We start from the raw sequence: 22,850 nt of genomic DNA, 5'->3' as shown, positions 1-22,850 counted from the left end.
GCGCCACTTCCGGTGAGTTGCACTCGGCCGGAAGGTTACCGGCGGGTAAATTCGGGGCTGGTCGTTGCAGCCTGCGCCCGCACCTCAGCGCGGTGTAGCCCACTGCCAGGCCGCATACAGCCACCTCGCAGGATCGGATCACAGACTCTTCACCATGGCCACGCACCTGGACCGCACCTCCCCGTCACCGGTGATCACCGGCGACGCCGCGGTGTCGCGTCCCCGCGGCGGCTACCTGCACCAGCTCGACTTCGTCCGGACGATCACCTTCCTGCTGGTGGTGTTCATCCACACGCTGACGAACACCAACGACGAGGTCAACGGCACCGTCACCAACGCGATCGCGATGAACCTGCACTTCACGCGGAACGCCTTCTTCGCGCTGACCGGCCTGGTACTGGCGTACGGGATCGTCGAGCGCGGCGCGCAGTTGAGCCCGGTCCGGTTCTGGCGCAAGCGCCTGAAGCTGGTGGTGATCCCGTTCGTGATCTGGGCCTTCGCCTACTGGGCCTACGACATGGCGGTCCGCGGTGACGGCGCGGCGATCCCCCGGAGCCTCGGCGACTTCTGGAACAACCTCAAGTGGGGTGGTCTCAACGGCTACCAGCTGTACTTCATCTTCGTCACGATCCAGATCTACCTGCTGTTCCCGCTGATCTTCGGGTTCGTGCGCCGCACCCGCCGCTTCCACGGTCGGATCCTGCTCGCGAGCGCCGCACTCCAGGTCGGGATCTACGTCGCTGCCACCTACTGGAACCCGACCACCGGCTGGTGGGGCGAGAACTTCTGGCACCTCTACGCCACGTTCGTCCCGTACCAGTTCTTCATCCTGCTCGGCGTGATCACGGCGTTCCACCGGGAACGGGTGGAGGCGGCGCTGTTGCGGCACGCGCCGCTCGTCTTCGGGCTCGCGGTCGGCACGGCGGTCGCGGCGCAGGTGCTCTACCGGGTCCGCCTCAGCGACGAGACCGCCCCGATCGTGGCCTCGGCCGTGTTCCAGCCGGCGAACTTCGTGCTCTACGTCGCGCTGGTCGCGGCGGTGTACACCACGGGCCTGCTGCTCGCCCGCAACCGGCACCGCCTGCCGCGGCTGACGCGGTTCGCCTCGTACGGCGCGAAGCGCTCGTTCGGCGTCTTCCTCGTGCACGTCATGGTGCTCTCGGTGCTGCTCCTGCCCAAGTCGGGCGACGGTGCGCCGTGGCTCACCACAGTGCTCCCCTCCCCGTTCGGCACGGCCGTCGCCTACCTGGTGACCATCACGCTGACGCTCGGCATCGTCGAGCTGCTCAGCCGGGCACCGATGGCGCAGTGGTGGGTCGGCCGCCCGCGGCCGGCGAAGCGGAGCCGCCCCCACCGAGAGCAGTCGGCTCAGGCCAGCGCGCCCCGCACCACCACGGCCGACGGTGCCGGCAACCCGCCGTGCGCCAGCGCGACCCGCGGGTCCTCGTCGTAGATCACGAGGTCGGCGGGGGCACCGTCGTCGATGCCGGCGAAGCCGAGCCACTGCCGGGCGCGCCACGACGCGGCGGCGATCGCGTCTTCGGGCGGCATCACGGCGGCGAGGGCGGTGATCTCCCGCGGCAGGGCGCCGTGCACGTTGAAGCCCCCGGCGTCGGTGCCGGCGTACATCGCGACGCCCGCCTCCCATGCGGCCCGGAAGGTCGCCCTGCGGCGGTCGTGCAGCGCCATCATGTGCCGGTAGTAGGTGGGGAACTTCTCGCGGGCGGGCTCGGCGATCGACGGGAAGTTCTCGATCTGGATCATGGTCGGCACCAGGCCGATCCCCTTCTCCACCATCACCTCGATCGTGTCGGGCCCCAGCCCGGAGCCGTGCTCGATCGCGTCCACGCCCGCGGCGAGCAGGCCGGGCAGGGCGTCCTCGCCGAAGACGTGAGCCGTCACACGGGCGCCCGCGTCGTGGGCGACGGCGACGGCCTCCGCGAGCACGTCGTCGGGCCACAGCGGCGCGAGATCGCCCACGGACCGGTCGATCCAGTCCCCCACCAGCTTGATCCACGGATGTCCCTCGGCGGCGCGGCGACGCACCGCCGCGACCAGCCCGGAGGGGTCCTCGAGCTGCTCCCCGAGGCCGCGGGTGTACCGCTTGACCAGCGCGATGTGCCGGCCCATCCGGACGAATCGCGGTAGGCCGGGCTGCCCGTCGAGGGGCGAGGTGTCGAGGTCGGAGCCCGGTTCACGGATGACGGTGACCCCGACCGCGACGTCCTCGAGCGCGAGGGCGCGGCCGCGGACGAGGTCCGGCTCGCCGTCGGAGACGATGCCGACGTGGCAGTGCGCGTCGACGTAGCCGGGCACGGCGAAGCCGGTCAGCTCGGTCCACGGACCGGTCGTGCCCGGGTGGGACAGGTGCACGGCACCGTCGGACACCCAGAACTCGCCCTCGCCGCCGGGCAGTACGACGCCGGAGAAGTGCAGATCGCTCACCCGGGAACTGTAACCCCGCTACCGCTTCTTGCGGAGCTGCTCCTCGAGCGCGGCCATGTCGATGCCCTCGAGGCCCGGGGGCAGCTGGTCGAGGCCCTTGGGCATGCCGGAGAGGTCCATGCCGGCGGGCATCCCGGGCATGCCGGGGAAGCCGCCGCCCATCCGGGGCGCCGCGGGGCCGGTCTGCCGGGCGCGGTTGTTCTTCTTGCCCTGCTTGCCCTTCTGCTTGCGCTTGGACAGCCGCTTGGGGGCGCCGCCGCCGAAGCCGGCCATCTGCGACATCATCTTTCGGGCCTCGAAGAACCGGTCGACCAGCTGGTTGACGTCGGTGACGGTGACACCGGAGCCCTTGGCGATGCGCAGGCGACGGGAGGCGTTGATGATCTTCGGATCGTTGCGCTCGGCGGGCGTCATGCCGCGGATGATCGCCTGGATCCGGTCGAGCTGACTGTCGTCGACGGCCGCGAGGGCGTCCTTCATCTGGCCCGCGCCGGGCAGCATGCCCAGCAGGTTCCCGATGGGGCCCATCTTGCGGATCATCAGCATCTGGTCGAGGAAGTCCTCGAGGGTCAGCTCGCCGGAGGTGATCTTGGCGGCCGCCGCCTCCGCCTTCTGCTGGTCCATGTGCTGCTCGGCCTGCTCGATGAGCGAGAGCACATCACCCATGCCGAGGATCCGGGAGCTCATCCGGTCCGGGTGGAAGACGTCGAAGTCGTCGAGCTTCTCGCCGGTGGACGCGAACAGGATCGGCTTGCCGGTGATCTCGCGGACCGAGAGCGCGGCGCCGCCGCGGGCGTCGCCGTCGAGCTTGGTGAGCACGACACCGGTGAAGTCCACGCCGTCGGCGAAGGCCTGCGCAGTGGTCACCGCGTCCTGGCCGATCATGGCGTCGAGGACGAAGAGCACCTCGTCAGGGTCCACGGCGTCGCGGATGCCCCGGGCCTGGCCCATGAGCTCCTCGTCGATGCCGAGGCGGCCGGCGGTGTCGACGATCACCACGTCGTGCTGCTTGGCCTTCGCCTCGGCGATGCCCCCGCGCGCCACCTCGACCGGGTCCGCGGCGCTCACGCCGAGCGTGCCCTCACCGCCGACCGACGTGCCGGGGTGCGGCGCGTAGGTGGGCACGCCCGCCCGCTCGCCGACGATCTTGAGCTGATCGACCGCGCCCGGACGCTGCAGGTCGCAGGCCACGAGCATGGGCGTGTGGCCCTGCTTCTTGAGGAAGTGCGCGAGCTTGCCGGCGAGCGTGGTCTTACCCGCGCCCTGCAGGCCCGCGAGCATGATCACCGTGGGCGGGGTCTTGGCGAGGTTGAGCCGCCGGGTCTCGCCGCCGAGGATGCCGACGAGCTCCTCGTTGACGATCTTGACGATCTGCTGCGCGGGATTGAGCGCCGCAGAGACCTCGTGGCCCTTGGCCCGCTCCTTGACCCGCGCGACGAAGGCGCGCACCACGGGCAGCGCGACATCGGCCTCGAGCAGCGCGAGGCGGATCTCGCGCGCCGTCGAGTCGATGTCGGCGTCGGTGAGCCGGCCCTTGCCGCGCAGGTCCTTGAGCGCGCCTGTGAGCCGATCGGAGAGGGATTCGAACATTGCTTCAGCCTACCGAAAGCCCTGCGTCTGCCCGCCCTCCGGTGGTGCGGGCGGCTCGGCCTCGGGCAGGACGGCGAGGACGGCACCCTCCGCGCGGGCCCGGAGACTCGGCTCGTCGGCCGGGACCGCGAGGCAGAAGGCGTCCACGACGGTGGCACCGAGCGTCGCGACCCGGGCCCAGCGCACGTCGAGTCCGGCGTCGTCGAGGGCGCCCGCGATCCGCGCGAGCAGGCCCGGGGTGTCCCCCGCCCGGACCTCGAGGACGACGGTGCCGGGCGCACCGTCGAACCAGCGCAGCCGGGGCGGCGCGGCCACCCGCAGCGGCGGCGCGGCGGCGGATCGGTCGACGGGGGCCGCGGCCGAGTGTTCGCGTTCGCGCAGCTCGGCGAGCACGTCGGCACCGTCGAGCGCGGCCAGCACGCGCTGCCGGACGACCGCGGGATCGGGCGGATCGCCGAAGGTCGGGACCACGACGAAGGTGTTCACCGCGGAGTCCTCGACGCCGGCGACGGTCGCGCTGTGCACGCGCAGTCCGGCGAGGGCCAGGACGGCGGCCATGCGGGCGAGCACGCCGCGCCGGTCGGGACCGACGACCACGACGGTGAAGGTGTGCGGACCGAGCGCCGGCGCGGGCGTGATCCGCACGTGCGTGCCGCCCGCGGCGGCGAGCGCGACGACCTCGTCGGGCACCGGCGCGGGCTGCGGCGCGGGCTCCCCCGCCAGCACGCGGCCCGTGCGGCGGACCAGTTCGCCGATGAGCCGGGACTTCCAGTCGCCCCATACGCCGGGCCCCGTCGCCAGCGAGTCCGCCTCGGCGAGCGCGTACAGCAGTTCGAGCAGCACCGGGTCGCGGCCGATCTTGTCCGCGACCGTCTCGATGGTCGCGGGATCGTCGAGATCGCGCCGGGTCGCGACCGCGGGCAGCAGCAGGTGGTGCCGCACCATGGCGGCGAGCAGCCCCGTGTCGCGCTGGTCGAGGCCGAGGCGGGTCGCGATCGCCTCGGCGAGCTCCGCGCCGATCAGGCTGTGGTCGCCACCACGGCCCTTGCCGAGGTCGTGCAGGAGCGCGCCGAGCGCGAGCAGATCCGGCCGGGCGACGTCGGTGGCGCGGCTCGCGGCGTATGCGGCGGTCTCCACGAGGTGCCGGTCGACGGTCCACGTATGCACGGCGTCGCGCGGCGGGAGGTCGCGCACGGCGCCCCATTCGGGGAGCAGGCGACCCCACAGCCCGGTCCGGTCGAGGGCCTCGATGACGGGCACGGCGCTGCGCCCGGCGCCGAGCAGGGCGAGGAATTCGGAGACCGTCTCCGCGGGCCAGGGACTCCGGGGCGCGGGGGCCACCTCGGCGAGGCGGCTCAGCGTGGAGGCGGACATCGGCAGGCCCGACGCGGCGGCCGCGGCGGCGACCCGCACGGTCAGTCCGAGGTCCCGGTCGGGCCGGGCGTCGCGGGCGAGGGTGACCTCGCCGGCGTGCTCGACCACGCCCTCCGCGAGGGGGCGCCGCACCGGTGCACGGCGCAGGCGCGAGAGGCCGCGCCGGGGCAGCGCGTTCTGCGCGGTCCGGATGCCGACGTCGACGGCGTAGGCGACGGTGCGGCCGCTGTCACTGATCGTGCGGGCCAGGTCGAACCGGTCGCCGAGGCGCAACGCCGCACCGATCTCGTCGGCCTCCTGGGCGCGCACCTGGTCGCGGGCGCGCCCGGAGATGCGGTGCAGTTCGGTGCGCACGTCCAGGAGTCGGCCGTACGCGGTGGCCAGGTCGTTGCCCGTCGAGCCGCCCGGGGAGCCCGACGGTGTCGGGATCCCGTCCGTCAGCTGGGCGAGCGAGAGCGCCTGCAGCAGCTGCACGTCGCGCATGCCGCCGCGGCCGTTCTTGAGGTCGGGTTCGGCGCGGTGGGCGATCTCGCCGGAGCGGCGCCACCGCTCGCGGGCCTGCTCGACGAGGTCGTCGACGCGGGTGCGGATGTCGGTGCGCCACTGCTTGCGGACCCCGCTGATCAGCAGGTGGGTGATCTCCTGGTCGCCCACGATGTGGCGGGCGTCGAGGAGGCCGAGCGCGGCGGTCAGGTCGGACTGGGCGACGCGGACGGCCTCGGGCACCGTCCGGACGCTGTGGTCGAGCTTGATGTGCGCGTCCCAGAGCGGATACCAGATGCTCTCGGCGACGGCGGTGACGCGCGCCGGATCGAGCCCGTCGTCGTGCACGAGCAGCAAGTCGAAATCGCTGTGCGGCAGGAGTTCCCGTCGGCCCAGCCCGCCGACGGCGACCAGCGCCAGCCCGCTGTCCGGGCCGATCCCGGCGGCGGTGCCGTGGGTGGTGAGCCACACCTCGGCGAGGTCCGCGAGCGCGCCGCGCAGCGCGGCGGGGTCCAGCCCGTGGGGGCCCGCCGCCCGGTCCAGCAGGCGGGCCCGGGCGGCGACCAGTTCCTTCGCCCCGCCCGGCCCGCCGCCGGCCGCGCCCTCCGCGCTCCCGATGTCCGGCACCGTCATCGGCGTTCCTACAGGGCCTCGTTGCCGCGCTCGCCGGTGCGTACGCGCACGACGGACTCGACGGGGGTGACCCACACCTTGCCGTCACCGATCTTGCCGGTGCGCGCGCCCTCGACGATCACGTCGACCACGCTGTCGACGACGGCGTCGTCGACGACCACCTCGATGCGCACCTTCGGCACGAAGTCCACGGAGTACTCGGCGCCGCGGTACACCTCGGTGTGCCCCTTCTGGCGGCCGTAGCCCTGGACCTCGCTGACGGTCATGCCGAGGATCCCGGCCTGCTCGAGTCCCGCCTTCACGTCCTCGAGCGTGAAGGGCTTGACGATGGCGGTGACCAGCTTCATATGAGTTTCCTTCTTGGGTCGATGGAGGGTTTCAGCTTAGTTCCGGTCGCCTCAGACCAGGTCGTAAGCCGTTTCCGCGTGCTCCGAGTTGTCGATGCCGTCGGCCTCGGACTCCTTGTCGATCCGCCAGCCGAGCGGCTTGAGCAGCAGGGCGATGATCACGGTCAGCACGCCGGTGAACAGCAGAGCCACGCCGGCGATGACGATCTGGACCACCAGCTGGCGGTAGTCGCCACCGTAGAACAGGCCGGTGTCCTTGGCCAGCAGGCCCAGCGACACGGTGCCGATGAGCCCCGCCACCAGGTGCACGCCCACCACGTCGAGCGAGTCGTCGAAGCCGAAGCGGTGCTTGAGGCCGACGCCGTACGCGGCGGCGACGCCGGCCACCACGCCCAACCCGATCGCGCCGGCGGGGCTGATGTTCGCGCAGGCCGGGGTGACGGCGACCAGCCCGGCGACGACGCCGGACGCCGCGCCCACGGTGGTGGCGTGGCCGTCGCGGAACTTCTCCACCGCGAGCCAGCCGAGCATGGCGGCGGCGGTCGCGACGGTGGTGTTCACCCAGGCCAGACCCGCCGTCATGTTCGCGGTGCCGGCGGAGCCGGCGTTGAACCCGAACCACCCGAACCACAGCAGAGCGGCGCCGAGCATGACGAAGGGGATGTTGTGCGGCCGGTACGCGGCCTTGCCGAAGCCGAGTCGCTTGCCCACGAAGATGGCCAGGATGCCGCCGGCGATGCCCGCGTTGATGTGCACGACGGTGCCGCCGGCGAAGTCGATCGGCGCCACGGTGGCCTTGCCGTCGGTGGTGCCGAACAACCAGGCCGCGATCCCGTGCTCCGAGTTCGACAGCAGTCCCCCGCCCCAGACCATGTGGGCCAGCGGCAGGTACACGATCGTGGTCCAGACCGCGGTGAACGCGAGCCAGGTGCCGAACTTCACGCGCTCGGCGACCGCTCCGGAGATCAGCGCGACCGTGATCACGGCGAAGGTCAGCTGGAACCCCGCGAACACGATGGCCGGGAGGCCGGCGCCGGTGGGGCTGAGGACGTACAGGGTGTCGGCGCCCGCCGTCTTGGTCTGGGTCAGCGCGTCGAGGCCGAAGAACCGGAACGGGTTGTCGAAGAGCCCCAGGTAGTTCCCCTCGCCGGAGAACGAGGTCGAGTAGCCCCACAGCACGTAGACCACGGAGACCACGCCCAACGAGCTGATCGACATCATCATCATGTTGAGCACGGACTTCTGGCGGGATAGCCCGCCGTAGAAGAACGCCAGCGCGGGTGTCATCAGCAGCACGAGCGCGGCCGACATCAACATCCACGCGGTGGTGCCGGTGTCCACTTTCCCGAACATGTCGTCGGGTACTGAAGCCAAGAGCACGGGGAAACCTCCTCGGGCGCGCCGCCGGTGCGACGCGAGTGAGAAAAGCTTCTTCCGCCGCGGTTTCCCGGTGGTCGCGCCCGTGTTGCCCGTGTGTAACCGGTTCGGGCCCCGTCGGGCCCCCGGGTTACGTCCGTGTTTCCGACGGTGCGCCGCCCCCTACCGGGCGCCGCTCCCGATTCCCCGCGCGCCCAGCCACGTCTCGATCTCGATCCCGGCCAGCGCCGCGGCCGTCGGCTCGCCGTCCACGAGGGCGGCGCCGAAGTGCTTGCCGCGCACCCGCACGTGCACGACATCGGACGTCCCGAACGCCGCGACCATGGCGCGGGCGTCGTCGGGGAAGCACGCCTGGTCCCCGGTGATCTCGATGAACAGGGTCGGCATCGTCACCGCGGGCGCGCAACGGAGGAATCCTGCGCGGCTGCTCAGCGCCGACCAGGTCGACAACCACGCCTCGGGCGTGGTCAGCCGCCCGAAGCCCACGACCCCGTAGTCGGTGAGGTCCGGGCGGGCGCCGAACAGCGAGCCGTAGGGCCGGTCGTTGGGGTCCAGCGACGGGTCCATGCAGCGCAGGTCGGCGTCGGTGCGCTGCACCGTGAGGAACTCGGTGGCCAGCGCGGCCCGGCGGTCGGCCGGATCGCCGCTCGCCTTGAACCGCCGCTGCGCCTCCCGCGCCGTCGCCACGCGCGCCCGGGCCAGGGCGTCGAGCCGCTCCACCCGCTCGCGCTGCGCCGCGCGGTACCGCTCCACGAACTCCGGCGAGTACGACGACGCCTGCGGTGCCGGCCGGTAACCGTTGGCGGGGTTGAACGGGTCCAGGTCCGGCACCACGGACAGCGGGTCGGCCTCGTCCGCCACGGACGGATCGATCATCCGCAGCAGCAGCTCCCCCTGGCCGGGGTGCGGCGCCAGGAACACCGCGTGGTCGGGCAGCGGCATCGTCGCCGTGCGCAGCGGCACGGGCTTGCCGCCGGACGGCAGCTACCCGGCGTCCGCGATCGCTCGCGATGCGGAACTGCTGCGGCCCATGCCGATGCCCGAGCTCCGCGACGTCGTGGACTGGGCCGACCGGCTGCCCGCCGTCGGCGCCGCCGTCACCGCGCCGGTCCGCCTGACCTTCGCGGCGCACGACAAGATCTGGCGCTCGGACGACGAGGCCGTCGCCGCAGTCTCCCGGCACTTCACCGCCGCACCCTTCACCACCGCGCTACTGGCCGGCGTCGGCCACTCCATCGAGCTGCACCACCTGGCCCGCGCCTACGTGCTGAGCCAGCTGTCCTTCGTCGAGCAGGCCCTCGCCTGATCGATACTCGCGCTGTGCACCGAACACCGCGTCACGGGTGGTGTTCGGAGCGCACGAGTCAGCCCAGCAGGGCGTCGACGAACGCGGTGGGCTCGAACGGGGCCAGGTCGTCGGCGCCCTCGCCGAGGCCTACGAGCTTCACCGGCACGCCGAGTTCGTGCTGCACGGCGTAGACGATGCCGCCCTTGGCGGTGCCGTCCAGCTTCGTGAGCACCACGCCGGTGATGTCCACGACCTCGGCGAACACCTTCGCCTGGACGAGGCCGTTCTGCCCGATGGTGGCGTCGAGGACCAGCAGCACCTCGTCGACCTTGGCCTTCTTCTCGACGACGCGCTTGACCTTGTCCAGCTCGTCCATGAGCCCGGTCTTGGTGTGCAGGCGGCCGGCGGTGTCGATCATGACGACGTCGACGCCCTCCTCCGTACCCTTCGCGACCGCGTCGAAGGCGACCGCCGCGGGGTCGGCGCCGTCCTTGCCACGGACGATGCCGGCGCCCACCCGCTCGCCCCAGGTCTGCAGCTGGTCGGCGGCGGCGGCGCGGAAGGTGTCAGCCGCGCCCAGCAGCACGCGCCGGCCATCGGCGACGAGTACGCGCGCCAGCTTGCCGGTGGTGGTGGTCTTGCCCGTGCCGTTGACGCCCACCACCAGCAGCACCGACGGTGCGCCGGCGTGCGGCAGCGCCCGAATGCTCCGGTCGTACTCGGGGTGCAGTTCCTCGACGAGCACCTGCCGCAGGAGCGCGCGGGCCTCGGCGGCGCTGCCGACCCCCTGCGTGGCGATCCGGTCGCGCAGCTTCTCCACGACGGCCATCGTGGTGGGGGTGCCGAGGTCGGCGAGCAGCAGCGTGTCCTCGATCTCCTCCCACGAGTCCTCGTCGAGGTCGCCCGCGCCGAGCAGGCCCAGCAGCGACGCGCCGACCGTCGACTGCGAACGCGCGAGCCGGCCCTTGAGCCGGTCCAGGCGCCCCGCCGTCGGGGCGATCTCGTCCAGCTGCGGGGCCGACGGTGCCGCCTCCGCGGGGGCCTCCACCTCGGCCGGCGCCGCGGGCTCCACCGGCGCCGCGGGCGCGGTCGTCTCGGCGGGAGCAGCGGGTGCGGCGGGAGTCCCAGTCTCGGCGGGCGCGTCGGGCGCCGCTTCCTCGATCAGCTCGATCTCGGTGGGCGCCTCGGGCGCGACGTTCGCGATGCCGAGGTCGATCTCCTCTGCCTCGGCGAGGCGCGCGTCGGCCTGCGCCTGTGCGGCCTCGGCCGCCTCCTGCTCGCGGCTCTCCTGCAGGTCCTTGAGCGAGACCTGCGGCGCGGCTTCGACCTTCGGGGCGGGCGACGCCTTCGGCACCAGCGGCACCGGCTCCGCCTCGCGGGTCCCCTCGCTGAAGGTGAAACCACCGCCGGCTTTGTATCCACCCGACTTGTCGAGGCTCTTCGGTTCCGGAGTCTCGTCCTTCAGCGATACCCGCCGGCGCTTGTTCAGGTAGAAGCCCGTGGCCAGCGCCACCAGGACCACGAGGATGACGGCGACGGCGATGAGGATCGCGATGGTGGAAGTGCTCACGCCTCGACTGTAGTCAACGCCCGGTGCGCCGCCCGCGCCGCGCGTGGCCGTGAGCACCCACTCCCCCGTGCGATCGAGATCACGTATCCCGGATCGCGGTGATCGGAACTCTTCGCGGACCGTATGACCGCAACTAGCGTTCAGCTTCCATCGGGCTCCTCACCTCCTGAAGAAAGCGAGTTCGCCCCATGCGCACCACCTTCTCCCGCCGCGCCGTCATCGCCGCCGTGGCCACGACCGCCGCAGCGGCGGCCACCGTCGTCGCCACTCCGGCGGCGAACGCCGAGACCCTCACCGGCACGTTCTCGATCGACTCCGGCTCGTACTTCCGGATGATCCTGCCGAGTGGCAGCACGTCGGGGCCGTTCCTCGCGAACGGCAACTCGACCAACTCGGACAAGACGATCACGCCGCTGTCCGGCTCACTCACGTCCGGCTCCTACCAGGGCCAGGTCACCGCGGCGCGCACCTTCTTCGGCTCCGACTTCGTGACCTCGACGAAGGCGACCGACCCGCAGACCGGGTCCGCCACCGCGGTCCCGACCATCACGCGCAACGGCTCCTCGCTGTCCGGCGACCTCTCGGCCTTCGGCGTCGCCTGGAACGGCCAGGTCTTCAACCAGGGCGCCCCGAAGCCCGGCGGCGGCCTCCCCGGCAAGACCAGCCGCGTGACCGGCACGATCAACGGCTCCAGCTACTCGATCACGTGGACCAGCCAGATCGTGGGCGGGCCGTTCAACAACTTCACCGGCCTGTGGCATCTCACCGGTACGTACAGGAAGTAGCGGCACCCGGCGCGGCGGCGCTCCTCGGGGGCGTCCCCAGGCTGCGCGCCGTCGCGCCCCCGCGCACCGCGGCGCTCCCCACCGCCCGACGGTGGCCGGCCTGGTTCCTGCTGATCGCGGGCATCGCCCTCGCCCTCGGCTCCGTCGCCGGTGGCCTGCCCACCACGACGGCGGGCGCGACGAAGATGCTCGACGCCTTCGCACCGCACCTGACCGACGAGTCCTTCGCACGCCTCGACGGGGACGTCGACGCGATCGCCCGGTTCGGCGCGGCCACCCGCACGGAGGCCGCGGCCGGCCGGCTCGCGGCGGCACCGCGGACCGTCGACTACGCGAACCGCTCCGCGGACGTCGAGGCGAACGCACGGGAGTTGCTCTCCTCTGCCCGGGCCGCGAAGCCCGATGTCGACGCGCTCGCCCGGATCCGCGGCCTGAGCACGCTCCCCCAACTGCTCCTGCTCGTCGGGATCGCGCTCGCCGTCGCAGGGGCGGTCCTCCTCCGCGCCCGGTCCGGGCCGCCGCGCCGGTGGGCGACCGCCGCCGCGGCCCTGTGCGCCGTGGTGCTCCTGGTGCACCCGTTCGCCTCCGGCCTGGTCGACGGTGCCGGGTCCGCGGGCCGGGTGGTGGACCGGTTCGCGCCGATCATGACCGAGCAGCAGGTGGTGCGGTTGCAGCACGACTTCCTCGCACTCGTGGGCGCCGTCGGCGAGATCGACCGCGGTACGACGGTTCGCCGCACCCCGGAGATCCGCGCCTTCACCGCGTCCTGGCAGACGATCTCCTCCGACCTCGCCTCGCTCACCGGCGCGATCAACGACAACCTCCCCGACTACCGGCGGCTGGCCTCCACCAACGCCGCCCTGCCGGTCCCCGGCGGCACCTTCGCGGCCCTGCCCTGGGCGGAGCTCGTCCTGGGCCTCGCCGTCGGGGGCGCCGTGCTCGGGACCCGACGAAAGGCCCTGCCGTGACATCCCGTCCGATCTTCCGACGATCCCTCGCCCTCGCACTGGTGGCCGTCGCGACGGCTGCATCCGCCGCCTGCAGCACCGCGCCGCCGGCGCAGCCCGAGGCCGCCGAGCAGCTCGTCGGGCTGTTCCGGTTCACGCCGGGCGGTTTCACCGACGGGAAGCCGACCGGCACGTACTTCAAGATGGCGATCGTGGGCGGCACGGCCGACGGGCCGTTCGTGAACAACGCCAATTCGCCGATCGACGAGGGCCGCGTGACGGCCCTGAAGCCGGGCACCGCGGGCGGGCTCCGCACCGGCGCCTACCAGTCCGAGGCGAAACCCGGTTTCGCGGGCGGTGATTCGCTGTCCGGCTCGGTGATCACGCCGACGAAGTTCTTCGACGTGCTCTTCGGGATCTCCACGAACGCCGTCGATCCGCAGACGCGCGCCGCGCTGCCCGCGCCCTCGGTGACGCGCACCGGGACGAAGCTGACCGCGGACGTCTCCGCGTGGGCGGCGTCGTGGAACAACCAGGAGTTCAACCAGGGCGCTCCGAAGCCGGTGCCCCGCACCGACGCCGCCGCGGCCGGGCAGGAGCAGGTGACGAAGGCGTGGGACGTCGTCTCGCAGCGCTGGCTCGCGCAGCCCGCGGCGGCGAAGGCCACCGGCCCCACCGCGACCGGCACCTTCGACCCCGCGACGCGGCGCTTCACCCTCGACTGGACCAGCCACATCCAGGGCGGCCCGTTCAACGACTTCACCGGCGTCTGGCACCTCGAAGGCGTCTTCGAACCCGGACCGCCGCCCACCGCCGCCGGCGCGACCGCCCCCGCCCACTCCTCCGCACCGAAGAAGGCCCCATGACCCGTATCCCGCCCGCGCTCGCGCGCACCGCCGTCGCCGCCGCGCTCGCGGTGACCGTCCCCGTCGCGGGCGCCGCGACAGCGGCCCCGACGCCGAAGCCCACCCCGTCGACGAGCAGTGCCCCCACGTCGCAGAGCACCGCCAGGCCCTCGGGACCGACGACGCCCGCGGCGCCGAAGCCCTCCGGGTCGACGAAGCCGTCCGCAGCGACGAAGCCGTCCGGCGCGGCGGCACCGTCGAGCTCGGTCTCGACCGTTGTCCCGGGGGTGAATCCGGCGGACATCGCGTGCCCGCTCGGCTGGCCCAAGCCCCGGGAGAAGGGCGGCCTCGCGTCACTGATCCTGCTGGCCCCCGCCGCGGGTGCCTTCACCGACGAGGCCTTCGCCGCGGGGCAGGCCTACGACCCGATCCTCAGCCTGTTCGGGCCCTTTCTCGCCGCGATCAAGCCCGTGATCGAGCAGTCGCAGCCCGCGCTCGCGGGCCCGGTCGGCGCACTCAACGCGGCGGAGCAGGCGGTCTACGACGCCATCAAGCCGCTCTACGCGCAGTACCGGCCCAAGGTGATCGAGGCGTTGACCAAGGCCGGCGACGATCTCGCGCCCGCGCTGCAGGAGCTCGCGTCCACCCCGGCCGCGGCGTGCCTCGTCGCGTGGGAGGACCAGGTGCTCATCGGGCTGCAGACCGGGAAGTGGTCGCCCATCGCCACGGGCGGCCTGGCCGCGCTCGGCGAGCTCGCGGCGAGCGGCAAGGGCGGCGGTCCCGCCACCGCCAAGCCGGCCGCGAAACCGGCCTCGAAGCCAGCCGTGTCGAAGCCCGTCCGCACCGCCGTCGCCGCGAAGCCCCGGTGATCGCACTCTCCGGCGTCACCGTGCGTTATGGCGGAGTCGTGGCCGTCGAGGACGTGACGTTCACGGCCCCGTCGGGCGAGGTCACGGGACTGATCGGGCCGAACGGTGCGGGGAAGTCGACCACCCTGCGACTCATCGCGGGGCTGGAACGACCCTCGTCGGGCACGGTCACGATCGATGGACTGAGCTACACGGACCTCCCCAACCCCGGCGCGACCATCGGCGTCCTGCTCGACGCCGAGTGGGTCGCGCCGGCGCGGACGGCGCGCGAGCACCTGCGCTGGATGGCCGCCGCGATCGGCCTGCCCGACGCGCGGGTCGACGCGGCGCTCGAACTCGTCGGCCTCGGGCTGGTCACTGACCGGCCCGTGGGCGATTTCTCGCTCGGCATGCGCCAGCGGCTCGCGATCGCGGGGGCCGTCCTCGGGGATCCGCCGGTGATCGTGCTCGACGAGCCGGTGAACGGCCTCGATCCCGAAGCGATCGCCTGGATCCGGCGCACCCTGCGCGCCCTCGCCGATGAGGGCCGCACCGTCCTGTTGTCCTCGCACCTGCTCAGCGAGCTGGAGCAGACGGCCGACCGGATCGTCGCCCTGCACGAGGGTCGCGTGGTCGCCGACGCGCCCCTGGCCGAGCTGGTCGAGCCCGCCCCGCCGGGCCGGTCCGGGCTCGAGGCGCTGTACTTCTCACTCACGGGCGACGAGGAGGCGCCCGCCCCCGCGCCCACGCCGTCCACCGCCCTCTCGCGGGGCGCCGCACGACGGTCCGTGACGACGGAGGCCCGGAAGGCCCTGACCTCCCGCGGCTTCCGCGCCGCGCTCGGCGGCGCGGCGGCGGTGGCCCTGGCGGTGGCCGTGATCGTCGGCGTATTCGCGCCGGTCTTCCACGGCGCCACGGTGACGACGGCGGCGTACGGCTTCGGGCTCGTGGGCGGGGCTCTCGTCGCCGTGGGTGGAGCGCTGCTCATCGGCCTCGACCGGGAGCACGGAACGCTCGCGCTCACCCGCATCCTGATCCCGCGACCACTGCTCGGATACGGCGCGAAGACGCTGATCGCCGGGGTCGCGGGGTCAGCGACCGGGCTGGTGAGCGCGGTGCTCGTCATCGTCATCGCGGTCGTCACGGGGCTGCGTTCCCCCGGCCCCGACGTGATGCATCTCCTGGCCGGGGTTCCGCTCGCGGCCGGTCTCCTGGCGGTGCTCGGACTCGCGGTGGGGCACCTCGTTCCGTCCACGACCGCCGCCGTCGGTGTCGTGCTCGGCTGGTGGTTCCTGGTGGAGGCGATCGCGGTTCCGGCCCTCCCGTTCGGGCGGTCGGTCGCGGCGTGGCTCCCCGTCACCAGTTCCCAGCTCGCGACCATCGGCGTGCCCGCCAACACCGCGACCTGGTCGCCATGGGTCTCGCTCGCGATCCTCGCCGGGTGGACCGCCGTCACAACCGGGATAGCGGTGGTCCTCCAGCGGCCACGGTAGACAACCGTCTGTGCACGCGATTTCATGCACAATGGGACGATCTTCCTTGTCGCTGCCTGTTCCTCAACCTATGCTCTGTTTCACAAGCATAGGAGCGACATGGCAGCACCACGCCGGATGTGCAGCCAGCCGTACCTGCGCTGGCAGGACCCGATGGCGCTCAACTTCTACGGGCGCGATGATCGCCTGACCCGGCAGCTCTTCCTCGACGGAGGCGAACGCCTGGGGCTCCGCCCGCGGGCGACGGCGCGCATGCTGGACGACCTCGTCGACGCCGCGCCCGGCTACATCGACCGGTGCGACGAGATCGGGTTCGACGACGCCACTACCGCGCGCCTGACCGACTTCCTGCGCAAGCGCCTGACGACTCTCACGTAGCCGGACCGGCCTGACAGCGTCACGCTCGAGTCGGACACAGGGAACCCGGTGGGAATCCGGGACTGGCGCGCAACGGTGTGAGGCGATTTCGTCGCCTCGAGTCCGATACCGGCCGACTCGCACCTGTCCACCGCCGCCCCCGCGCACGGAGCGGCCGACGAATCGAGTCCGACCCATGCGGCCCAGCGCCCTCGCTTCCACCCTCGTCCTCCCCGTCGCGGCGGGTCTCCTCGCCGCCTGCGGCACGGCACCGTCGGAACCGTCCGCGGCGAGTCCGTCCCCCCGGTTCCCCGTCACCGTCACCACCTGCGACTTCACCTCGTTGGTGAAGGCGGAGCCGCGGCGGATCGTGACGATGAACCAGGCCGCGACGGAGGTAGCGCTCGCGCTGGGCGTCGCAGACCGGATGGTGGGCACGGCGTATCTCGACGACGCCGTCGCCCCGCGGTTCCAGGCCGACTACGCCAAGATCCCCGTGCTCGCGGCGAAGTACCCGACGCAGGAGAAGTTGTTGTCGGTGCGTCCGGACCTGATCTACGGCTCGTACAACTCCGCGTTCAGCGACAAGAACGCCGGCGACCGGGCGCGGCTGCAGGGGCAGGGGATCGCCACGCTGCTCGCCCCGGCGGGCTGCGCCAAGAAGCCCGAGCGGGCGTCGTGGGACCTGATCTGGGACGAGCTCACCGCCGCCGGCAAGGCGTTCGGGACCGAGGCCGCGGCGCAGAGGGTGATCGACGAGCAGAAGGCGGAGCTGGGCACGCCGGCACTCAAGGACGCCGCTCGGGGGCAACGGATCCTGTGGTGGGACTTCGGCGCGCAGTCCGGGCTCAACGTGGGCGCCGGGAAGGGGACGCCGCAGCTGCTCATCGACTCCGTCGGTGGCGTGAACGTCTTCGCGGACCAGCCGGGGAACTGGGCCGAGATCTCGCTGGAGAACGTCGTGGGCACGAATCCCGACGTGATCGTCATTGCGGACGCGTCCGGCCATCCGGCGCAGGAGCGGATCGACCAGGCGCGCAAGGATCCGGCGATGAGCCAGCTCCGCGCGGTCCGCGAGAACCGCTTCGTCATCGTCCCGTTCTCGGAGACCACCTCGGGCCTCCGCCTGCTCGACGGTGCGCGGCGCGTCGCCGACGGCATCCGGGCGCTGCCGTGACCGCGATCCTCGTCGGCATGTCCGCCGGCGTCGACCCCGACGGCCTCACCGCCCTCGCCCGCAGCGCCGCCGCGGAACCCGCCTTCCTCCAGGTCCACGATCCCGCGCTGGTCGACGTGCTCACCGCGGTCGCCGACCGCGGCGCCTCCGACGTCCTACTCATCGGCGCGGGCTGGGCGCAGCCCGGCCCCAAGCGGTCGTGGTTGCGCCGGGTGGCCGCGCACTGGCTCCGGGGCTACGACGGTGCACCGACCCTCCGCCTCGCGCCGCAACTGCTGGCCGAGCCCGACCGCGACCTGCTCGCGGCCGCGATCGCCGCGGGCGGCACCCCGATGACGTCCGACGCCGCGCCGCTGCACTCGCCCGCGTGGGAGGACGTGCCCCGGCACCGTCATCAGGTCCTCGTGTGCCGCGGCCCGCGCTGCTCGGCCCTCGGGGCGTCGGGATTGGCCTCGGCGTTCGGCGACGAGTTGCGCCGCGCGGGCCTGGGCGACGACGACGCGCTGGTCACCGTGACCGGCTGCCAGTTCCCCTGCAACCACGCCCCCGTGGTCACCGTGCAGCCCGACGACGCCTGGTACGGGCGGGTCACCGTCGCCGACGTGCCGGAGCTGGTCGGCGCGCACCTCGTCCGCGACGAACGCGTCGGCCGCCTCGCGCTGCCCCGGCAGCGTTCCGCCGCCCGACGGTGCGCGGAATATTCGGACCGCAGTCCGGGGTTGTAGCGGCCATGAAGAAGATCGGCTTCCTGTCCTTCGGTCACTGGACCGACTCACCCGGTTCGCGGACCCGGTCCGCGGCCGACGTCCTGCATCAGTCGATCGATCTCGCGGTGGCGGCCGAGGAGGTGGGAGCCGACGGCGCGTACTTCCGCGTCCACCACTTCGCGCGGCAGCTCGGCTCGCCGTTCCCGCTGCTGGCGGCCGTGGGGGCGCGGACCTCGCGGATCGAGATCGGCACCGGCGTGATCGACATGCGCTACGAGAACCCGCTGTACATGGCCGAGGACGCGGGAGCCGCCGACCTCATCGCGGGCGAGCGACTGCAGCTCGGCGTGAGCCGCGGATCGCCGGAGCAGGTGATCGAGGGCTACAAGTACTTCGGCTACCAGCCCGGCGAGGGTAAGACGGACGCCGACATGGGGCGCGAACACACCGAGGTGCTGCTCAAGGTGCTCGAGGGCAGCGGCTTCGCGCAGCCGAACCCGCGGCCGATGTTCCCGAACCCGCCCGGGCTGCTGCGCGTCGAGCCGCATTCGCCGACGCTGCGGGACCGGATCTGGTGGGGCGCCGCGTCGGACGCCACCGCCGAGTGGGCGGCGAAGCTGGGCATGAACCTCATGAGCTCGACGCTGAAGACCGACGAGTCGGGCGAGCCCTTTCACGTGCAACAGGCGAAGCAGATCCGGAGGTTCCGCGAGGCCTGGGCGGAGGCCGGGCATGATCACGAGCCGCGCGTCTCGGTGAGCCGCAGCATCATGCCGATCATCGACGACGAGAGTCGCGCATACTTCGGACACGAGCGCTCCAGCGACGACCAGTTCGGCGTGATCGACGACTTCCGTGCCGTCTTCGGCCGCACCTACGCCGGCGAGCCGGACGAGCTCGTCGAGCAGCTCCGCGACGACGAGGCCATCGCCGAGTCAGACACCGTGCTGGTGACGGTGCCGAATCAGCTGGGCGTCGAGTACAACACCCGCCTGCTGCAGTCCCTGGTCAAGGACGTGGCCCCGGCCCTCGGCTGGAAGTGACGCCACGCGCCGAGCCCGCTGAGGCCGATCGTCACGGCGAACGGCGTAGCTGTGACGAATCGGCCGGGTTGCTCCTCCCGCGGGAACTTTTCACCGAACATCCGGTTGCAACCACCGCCTGAGTGAGAACTCCCCGCGGGACGCCGGATGCCGGCGGTAGTCACGCGCAGTCGGCGGCCGGCTCAGGTCGTATACCGCATCAGGACCCTGGTGAAGCCGTTCAGCACCGATTTCGTGTCCATGACGTACTCGAAACCGGCGCGCTCGAACAGCGCGCGGGTGCCGACGTAGGCCATCGTGAGGTCGACCTTCGCGCCCTGATTGTCGACGGGGTACGCCTCGACCACGCTCGCCCCGTTCGCGCGGGCGAACCGGACGGCGCCGGCGACGAGATGGTGGCTGATCCCCTGCTTGCGATGACCGGGCCGCACCCGCACGCACCACAGCGACCAGGGCTCCACGTGATCGTCGACGTGTGGGATCCGGCGGTTCGTCGCGAAGCTGGTGTCCGCCCGCGGGTGGATGGCGGCCCAGCCGACGGGTTCGGCACCGTCGTAAGCGAGGACGCCGGGGGGCGGGTCCTCCGCACAGAGGCCCCGCACCCGCTCGAATCGGGCCGGACCGCGCAGCGCCTGGTTCTCCTTCGAACCGATCCGATAGCTGAGGCAGAAGCAGTTACTGGACGTCTCCTGCTTCGGCCCCAGGACCGCCCGCACGTCCTCGAACACGTCGGCGGCCCGCACGTCGATTCCACTCACGGACTCACGCTAGCGCACCTGCACATCCGAATGGTCGGGTTCATCTCCGCGTCATCACCCCGTGCGCGCGCCGCATCGCCTCGGCGTCAGAAACAATGCTTGACCTGCAAATTCGAAGCCATGCGCGCCGCGCATGGCTGCTCGATGCGACCACATCCCCTCATCCGGGTGCGCCCCCACCCGCCCGCACGCACTCAGCGCGCGGCCCACCGGTCCTCGATCCGCCCGTAGCGCCAGATCAGCAGCGCGACGGCCCACACCGCGACGAACAGCCCCACGATCACGAAACCCGCGTAGTCCAGGTCGATCGACGCCACCCAGGCGAGCGGTCCCGAGTCCACATGCGTCCGCTCGGCGAGCACGCCGAGCAGTTCGACGGTGCCGATCGCCAGCGCCACGGCGACGGACAGCGAGGTGATCGTGATGTTGTAGTAGACCTTCCGCACCGGCTTGGCGAAGGCCCAGCCATAGGCGACGTTCATGAAGACGCCGTCCACGGAGTCCAGCAGCGACATCCCGGCCGCGAAGAGCACCGGCAGCACGAGGATGCAGTAGAAGGGCAGGGTGAACGCGGCCATGCCGCCCGCGAGGACGAGCAGGCCCACCTCGGTCGCGGTGTCGAAGCCGAGGCCGAACAGCACCCCGATCGGGTAGATGTGCCAGGGTTTGCGGACCGAACCGGACACGCCGCGCAGCAGGCGGCTCATGAGGCCGCGCTGGTTCAGCCGGTCCTCGAGCTCGGCCTCGTCGTAGCGGCCGGTACGCATGTCCCGGAACACCCGCACGATACCGACGAGCACCACCAGGTTGATGATGCCGAGGATCCAGAGGAAGACCCCGGACACCGACGTGCCGATGAGGCCGAGCACCGTCTGCATCGTGGAGTTGGCATCCTCCACCGGGCCGACGAGTGCGCGCACGCCGAGCGCCAGCAGCGCGGACAGCCCGAAGACGACGGTCGAGTGCCCCAGCGAGAACCAGAAGCCCACCGACAGCGGCCGTCTCGGGTTCCGCTCCCCCGCGGAGATGCGCGTCTCCCGGTCGGCGAGGAGCTTGCGGGTAGTGTTGTCGATCGCGGCGATGTGGTCGGCGTCGAAGGCGTGCCGGAGGCCGAAGGTGTAGGCCAACAGGCCGATTCCGACGGTGAACTCGCCGCCGCCGCCGATCCGGTAGTGCCCGGGCTCGATCAGCAGCACCAGGGCTCCGAAGCCCACGATATGGAGGGCCACCACCGTGGCGGTCATGCCGAACAGGGACCGCCGATCGCCGGCGCCGAGGGCGGCCCACGCCGGGCGCAGACGGTGCGCGATGCTCGCGTTGGTCACGGATTCCACCTTCAGTACTTTCGCAGGTTCAGGGGCGCCTGTCCGGTCCATCGCGACCGGAGCAGCGCGATGACGGCGTCGAACAGGCCGGCCAGCTCGGCGGTGTCGTCCCCGAAGCAGCGCAGCACGAACCCCGGTCCGGCGAGCGCGGTGAGGCCGCTGCGCACCGCACCGGCGGCCTCGGTGAGCGCGTGCACCTCGTCGAGCAGGGCCTCGTCGACCCGCGGATCCACCGCGGTGAGCGAGCCGACATGGGTCCACCCGTCGAGGAAGCCGGTCCCGAACGGGTCCGCGCAGCCCGGCTCGATGAGCAGGTTGTCCACCGCGAGCAGCGCTCCCCCGCGGTGGATCTCGGTGCGCATGCGCAGCTCGTCGTAGCGGAACCGCGCACCGTCGGGCGACCAACCGGGCGTGACGACCTCGGCCAGTACCAGCGACGCGGACTCGTCGAGCTCGACGGTGCAGGTCTGCCGGTAGGTGGCCTCGCGGTAGAGGATCAGCGCGTCGGGCACGTACTCGAGGACGGCACCGGGGCCGAGCCGGATCCGCATTTGCTGGGCCGCGGCACCGTCGGGCGTGCGGTAGACCTTGGTCGCCGACTGTGTGGTGACCACGGCGCGGGCACCGGCCTCGAGGTCGATGTCGATCGCGTAGGTGTCGCCGCGCAGGCAACCGCCGCCGGGGTTCACCACGTGGTAGGTGACCTGCCCGGAGTCGTCGAGGTACAGGGGTCGCAGGGTCTGCAGGGTGCCCGCGTGCCGTTGCGCCACGGCGACGGTGCGCGGCCCTCGCGGCGCGAGGGTCAGGGCCAGTTCGCCGGTGCGGGCCTGCGCGGGAGCACCGTTCATGCGAGGTCGAGCATGAGGACGTCGCGGCGGATCCATTCCAGGACGCCGTCCAGCCCCTCGTCGGTCTTGAGGTTGGTCATGCAGAACGGACGCTCGCCGCGGAACACCTTGGAGTCGGCGGCCATGACGGACAGGTCCGCGCCGACATAGGGCGCCAGGTCGGTCTTGTTGATCACGAACAGGTCCGACTTGATCATGCCCTGCCCGGCCTTGCGCGGGATCTCCTCGCCCTGCGCCACGTCGATGAGGTAGATCGAGAAGTCCACCAGCTCGGGGCTGAAGGTCGCGGAGAGGTTGTCGCCGCCGCTCTCGATGAAGACGATCTGCAGATCGGGGTGGGCGGCCACGAGCCGCGACACCGCGGCCTCGTTCATCGACGTGTCCTCGCGGATCGCGGTGTGCGGGCAGCCGCCCGTCTCGATGCCGACGATGCGGTCGCCGGGCAGAACGCTGTTGCGCGCCAGGATCTTCGCGTCCTCGGTGGTGTAGATGTCGTTGGTGATCGCCGCCATCGACACCTCGCCGTCGAGGTGGCGGGTGATCCGTTCCACCAACTGCGTCTTGCCCGCCCCGACGGGGCCGCCGACACCGATCCGGATCGTCGTCATGA

General features: G+C 72.1%; 21 protein-coding genes, 1 pseudogene and 1 riboswitch. Of the genes and pseudogenes, 11 read left to right on the top strand and 11 right to left on the bottom strand.

Annotated elements, in window-relative coordinates:
- Positions 1 to 154 precede the first annotated feature (154 nt).
- On the top strand, positions 155 to 1,453 hold the full coding sequence (locus ABZX10_RS03545) for an acyltransferase (protein WP_355534580.1): 1,299 nt from the start codon (positions 155 to 157) through the stop codon (positions 1,451 to 1,453).
- Here ABZX10_RS03545 and ABZX10_RS03540 read toward each other — a convergent pair.
- From ABZX10_RS03540 to ABZX10_RS03515, 6 genes and pseudogenes are all read right to left on the bottom strand, one after another.
- A complete protein-coding gene (locus tag ABZX10_RS03540) occupies positions 1,369 to 2,445 on the bottom strand; it encodes an amidohydrolase family protein (protein WP_355534578.1) in 1,077 nt (358 codons plus the stop codon). The genes ABZX10_RS03545 and ABZX10_RS03540 overlap by 85 nt on opposite strands.
- Positions 2,446 to 2,463: 18 nt before the next feature.
- A complete protein-coding gene (ffh, locus tag ABZX10_RS03535; RefSeq protein ID WP_355534576.1) occupies positions 2,464 to 4,035 on the bottom strand; it encodes a signal recognition particle protein in 1,572 nt (523 codons plus the stop codon).
- A gap of 9 nt (positions 4,036 to 4,044) precedes the next feature.
- A complete protein-coding gene (locus tag ABZX10_RS03530; protein WP_355534574.1) occupies positions 4,045 to 6,525 on the bottom strand; it encodes a [protein-PII] uridylyltransferase in 2,481 nt (826 codons plus the stop codon).
- Positions 6,526 to 6,533: 8 nt separating this feature from the next.
- Positions 6,534 to 6,872 carry a P-II family nitrogen regulator gene (locus tag ABZX10_RS03525; RefSeq protein ID WP_068524879.1) on the bottom strand — a complete coding sequence of 113 codons (339 nt, stop codon included), beginning with the start codon at positions 6,870 to 6,872 and terminating at the stop codon, positions 6,534 to 6,536.
- Positions 6,873 to 6,923: 51 nt separating this feature from the next.
- Positions 6,924 to 8,225: an ammonium transporter gene (locus ABZX10_RS03520; RefSeq protein WP_068570423.1), complete on the bottom strand. Its 1,302-nt coding sequence runs from the start codon at positions 8,223 to 8,225 to the stop codon at positions 6,924 to 6,926.
- A gap of 186 nt (positions 8,226 to 8,411) precedes the next feature.
- Positions 8,412 to 9,221, bottom strand: a pseudogene (locus ABZX10_RS03515) (alpha/beta hydrolase); the annotation flags it as partial.
- On the opposite strand from ABZX10_RS03515, the gene ABZX10_RS03510 reads away from it, so the two are divergent.
- Positions 9,199 to 9,555, top strand: a complete 357-nt coding sequence (locus ABZX10_RS03510) for a hypothetical protein (protein ID WP_355534571.1) — start codon at positions 9,199 to 9,201, stop codon at positions 9,553 to 9,555. The pseudogene ABZX10_RS03515 and the gene ABZX10_RS03510 sit on opposite strands and share 23 nt — an antisense overlap.
- A 58-nt stretch (positions 9,556 to 9,613) precedes the next feature.
- Here ABZX10_RS03510 and ftsY read toward each other — a convergent pair whose 3' ends face one another.
- A complete protein-coding gene (gene ftsY / locus ABZX10_RS03505) occupies positions 9,614 to 11,107 on the bottom strand; it encodes a signal recognition particle-docking protein FtsY (RefSeq protein WP_355534569.1) in 1,494 nt (497 codons plus the stop codon).
- Between the two features lie 188 nt (positions 11,108 to 11,295).
- Here ftsY and ABZX10_RS03500 point away from each other — a divergent pair, with 188 nt between their 5' ends.
- From ABZX10_RS03500 to ABZX10_RS03460, 9 genes are all read left to right on the top strand, one after another.
- On the top strand, positions 11,296 to 11,892 hold the full coding sequence (locus tag ABZX10_RS03500; RefSeq protein ID WP_355534567.1) for a hypothetical protein: 597 nt from the start codon (positions 11,296 to 11,298) through the stop codon (positions 11,890 to 11,892).
- Positions 11,862 to 12,860, top strand: coding sequence for a hypothetical protein (locus tag ABZX10_RS03495; RefSeq protein ID WP_355534565.1), 999 nt, complete (start codon positions 11,862 to 11,864; stop codon positions 12,858 to 12,860). The genes ABZX10_RS03500 and ABZX10_RS03495 overlap by 31 nt, the downstream gene beginning before the upstream one ends.
- Positions 12,857 to 13,705, top strand: a complete 849-nt coding sequence (locus ABZX10_RS03490) for a hypothetical protein (protein ID WP_355534563.1) — start codon at positions 12,857 to 12,859, stop codon at positions 13,703 to 13,705. The genes ABZX10_RS03495 and ABZX10_RS03490 overlap by 4 nt, the downstream gene beginning before the upstream one ends.
- A complete protein-coding gene (locus ABZX10_RS03485) occupies positions 13,702 to 14,553 on the top strand; it encodes a hypothetical protein (protein ID WP_355534561.1) in 852 nt (283 codons plus the stop codon). The genes ABZX10_RS03490 and ABZX10_RS03485 overlap by 4 nt, the downstream gene beginning before the upstream one ends.
- Positions 14,550 to 16,025, top strand: a complete 1,476-nt coding sequence (locus ABZX10_RS03480) for an ATP-binding cassette domain-containing protein (protein ID WP_355534559.1) — start codon at positions 14,550 to 14,552, stop codon at positions 16,023 to 16,025. Before ABZX10_RS03485 ends, ABZX10_RS03480 begins: the two co-directional genes overlap by 4 nt.
- 99 nt (positions 16,026 to 16,124) lie before the next feature.
- Positions 16,125 to 16,403 carry a hypothetical protein gene (locus tag ABZX10_RS03475; protein ID WP_355534557.1) on the top strand — a complete coding sequence of 93 codons (279 nt, stop codon included), beginning with the start codon at positions 16,125 to 16,127 and terminating at the stop codon, positions 16,401 to 16,403.
- Positions 16,401 to 16,535, top strand: a riboswitch (cobalamin riboswitch). Its footprint overlaps the gene before it by 3 nt.
- A gap of 43 nt (positions 16,536 to 16,578) precedes the next feature.
- Positions 16,579 to 17,559 (top strand): ABC transporter substrate-binding protein, encoded by a 981-nt coding sequence (locus ABZX10_RS03470; RefSeq protein WP_355534555.1) that lies wholly within the window; start codon positions 16,579 to 16,581, stop codon positions 17,557 to 17,559.
- Positions 17,556 to 18,284: an NAD(P)H-dependent oxidoreductase subunit E gene (locus ABZX10_RS03465; protein WP_355534553.1), complete on the top strand. Its 729-nt coding sequence runs from the start codon at positions 17,556 to 17,558 to the stop codon at positions 18,282 to 18,284. Before ABZX10_RS03470 ends, ABZX10_RS03465 begins: the two co-directional genes overlap by 4 nt.
- Before the next feature lie 5 nt (positions 18,285 to 18,289).
- On the top strand, positions 18,290 to 19,309 hold the full coding sequence (locus ABZX10_RS03460; RefSeq protein WP_355534551.1) for an LLM class flavin-dependent oxidoreductase: 1,020 nt from the start codon (positions 18,290 to 18,292) through the stop codon (positions 19,307 to 19,309).
- Between the two features lie 182 nt (positions 19,310 to 19,491).
- On the opposite strand, the gene ABZX10_RS03455 is transcribed toward ABZX10_RS03460, so the two are convergent.
- The 4 genes from ABZX10_RS03455 to ureG form a co-directional block, all read right to left on the bottom strand.
- Complete coding sequence (locus ABZX10_RS03455; protein WP_355534549.1) at positions 19,492 to 20,067, bottom strand: GNAT family N-acetyltransferase; 576 nt, start codon at positions 20,065 to 20,067, stop codon at positions 19,492 to 19,494.
- A gap of 194 nt (positions 20,068 to 20,261) precedes the next feature.
- Entirely contained in the window at positions 20,262 to 21,365 is a 1,104-nt protein-coding gene (locus ABZX10_RS03450; protein WP_355534848.1) for a HoxN/HupN/NixA family nickel/cobalt transporter, read from the bottom strand.
- Positions 21,366 to 21,403: 38 nt separating this feature from the next.
- Entirely contained in the window at positions 21,404 to 22,240 is an 837-nt protein-coding gene (locus ABZX10_RS03445; protein WP_355534547.1) for an urease accessory protein UreD, read from the bottom strand.
- Complete coding sequence (gene ureG, locus ABZX10_RS03440; protein WP_168547755.1) at positions 22,237 to 22,848, bottom strand: urease accessory protein UreG; 612 nt, start codon at positions 22,846 to 22,848, stop codon at positions 22,237 to 22,239. Before ureG ends, ABZX10_RS03445 begins: the two co-directional genes overlap by 4 nt.
- Between the last annotated feature and the right edge of the window lie 2 nt (positions 22,849 to 22,850).

It is taken from the genome of Tsukamurella sp. NPDC003166, assembly GCF_040611135.1.
Classification (GTDB): domain Bacteria; phylum Actinomycetota; class Actinomycetes; order Mycobacteriales; family Mycobacteriaceae; genus Tsukamurella.
This window is presented reverse-complemented; position numbering and strand designations above follow the sequence as displayed.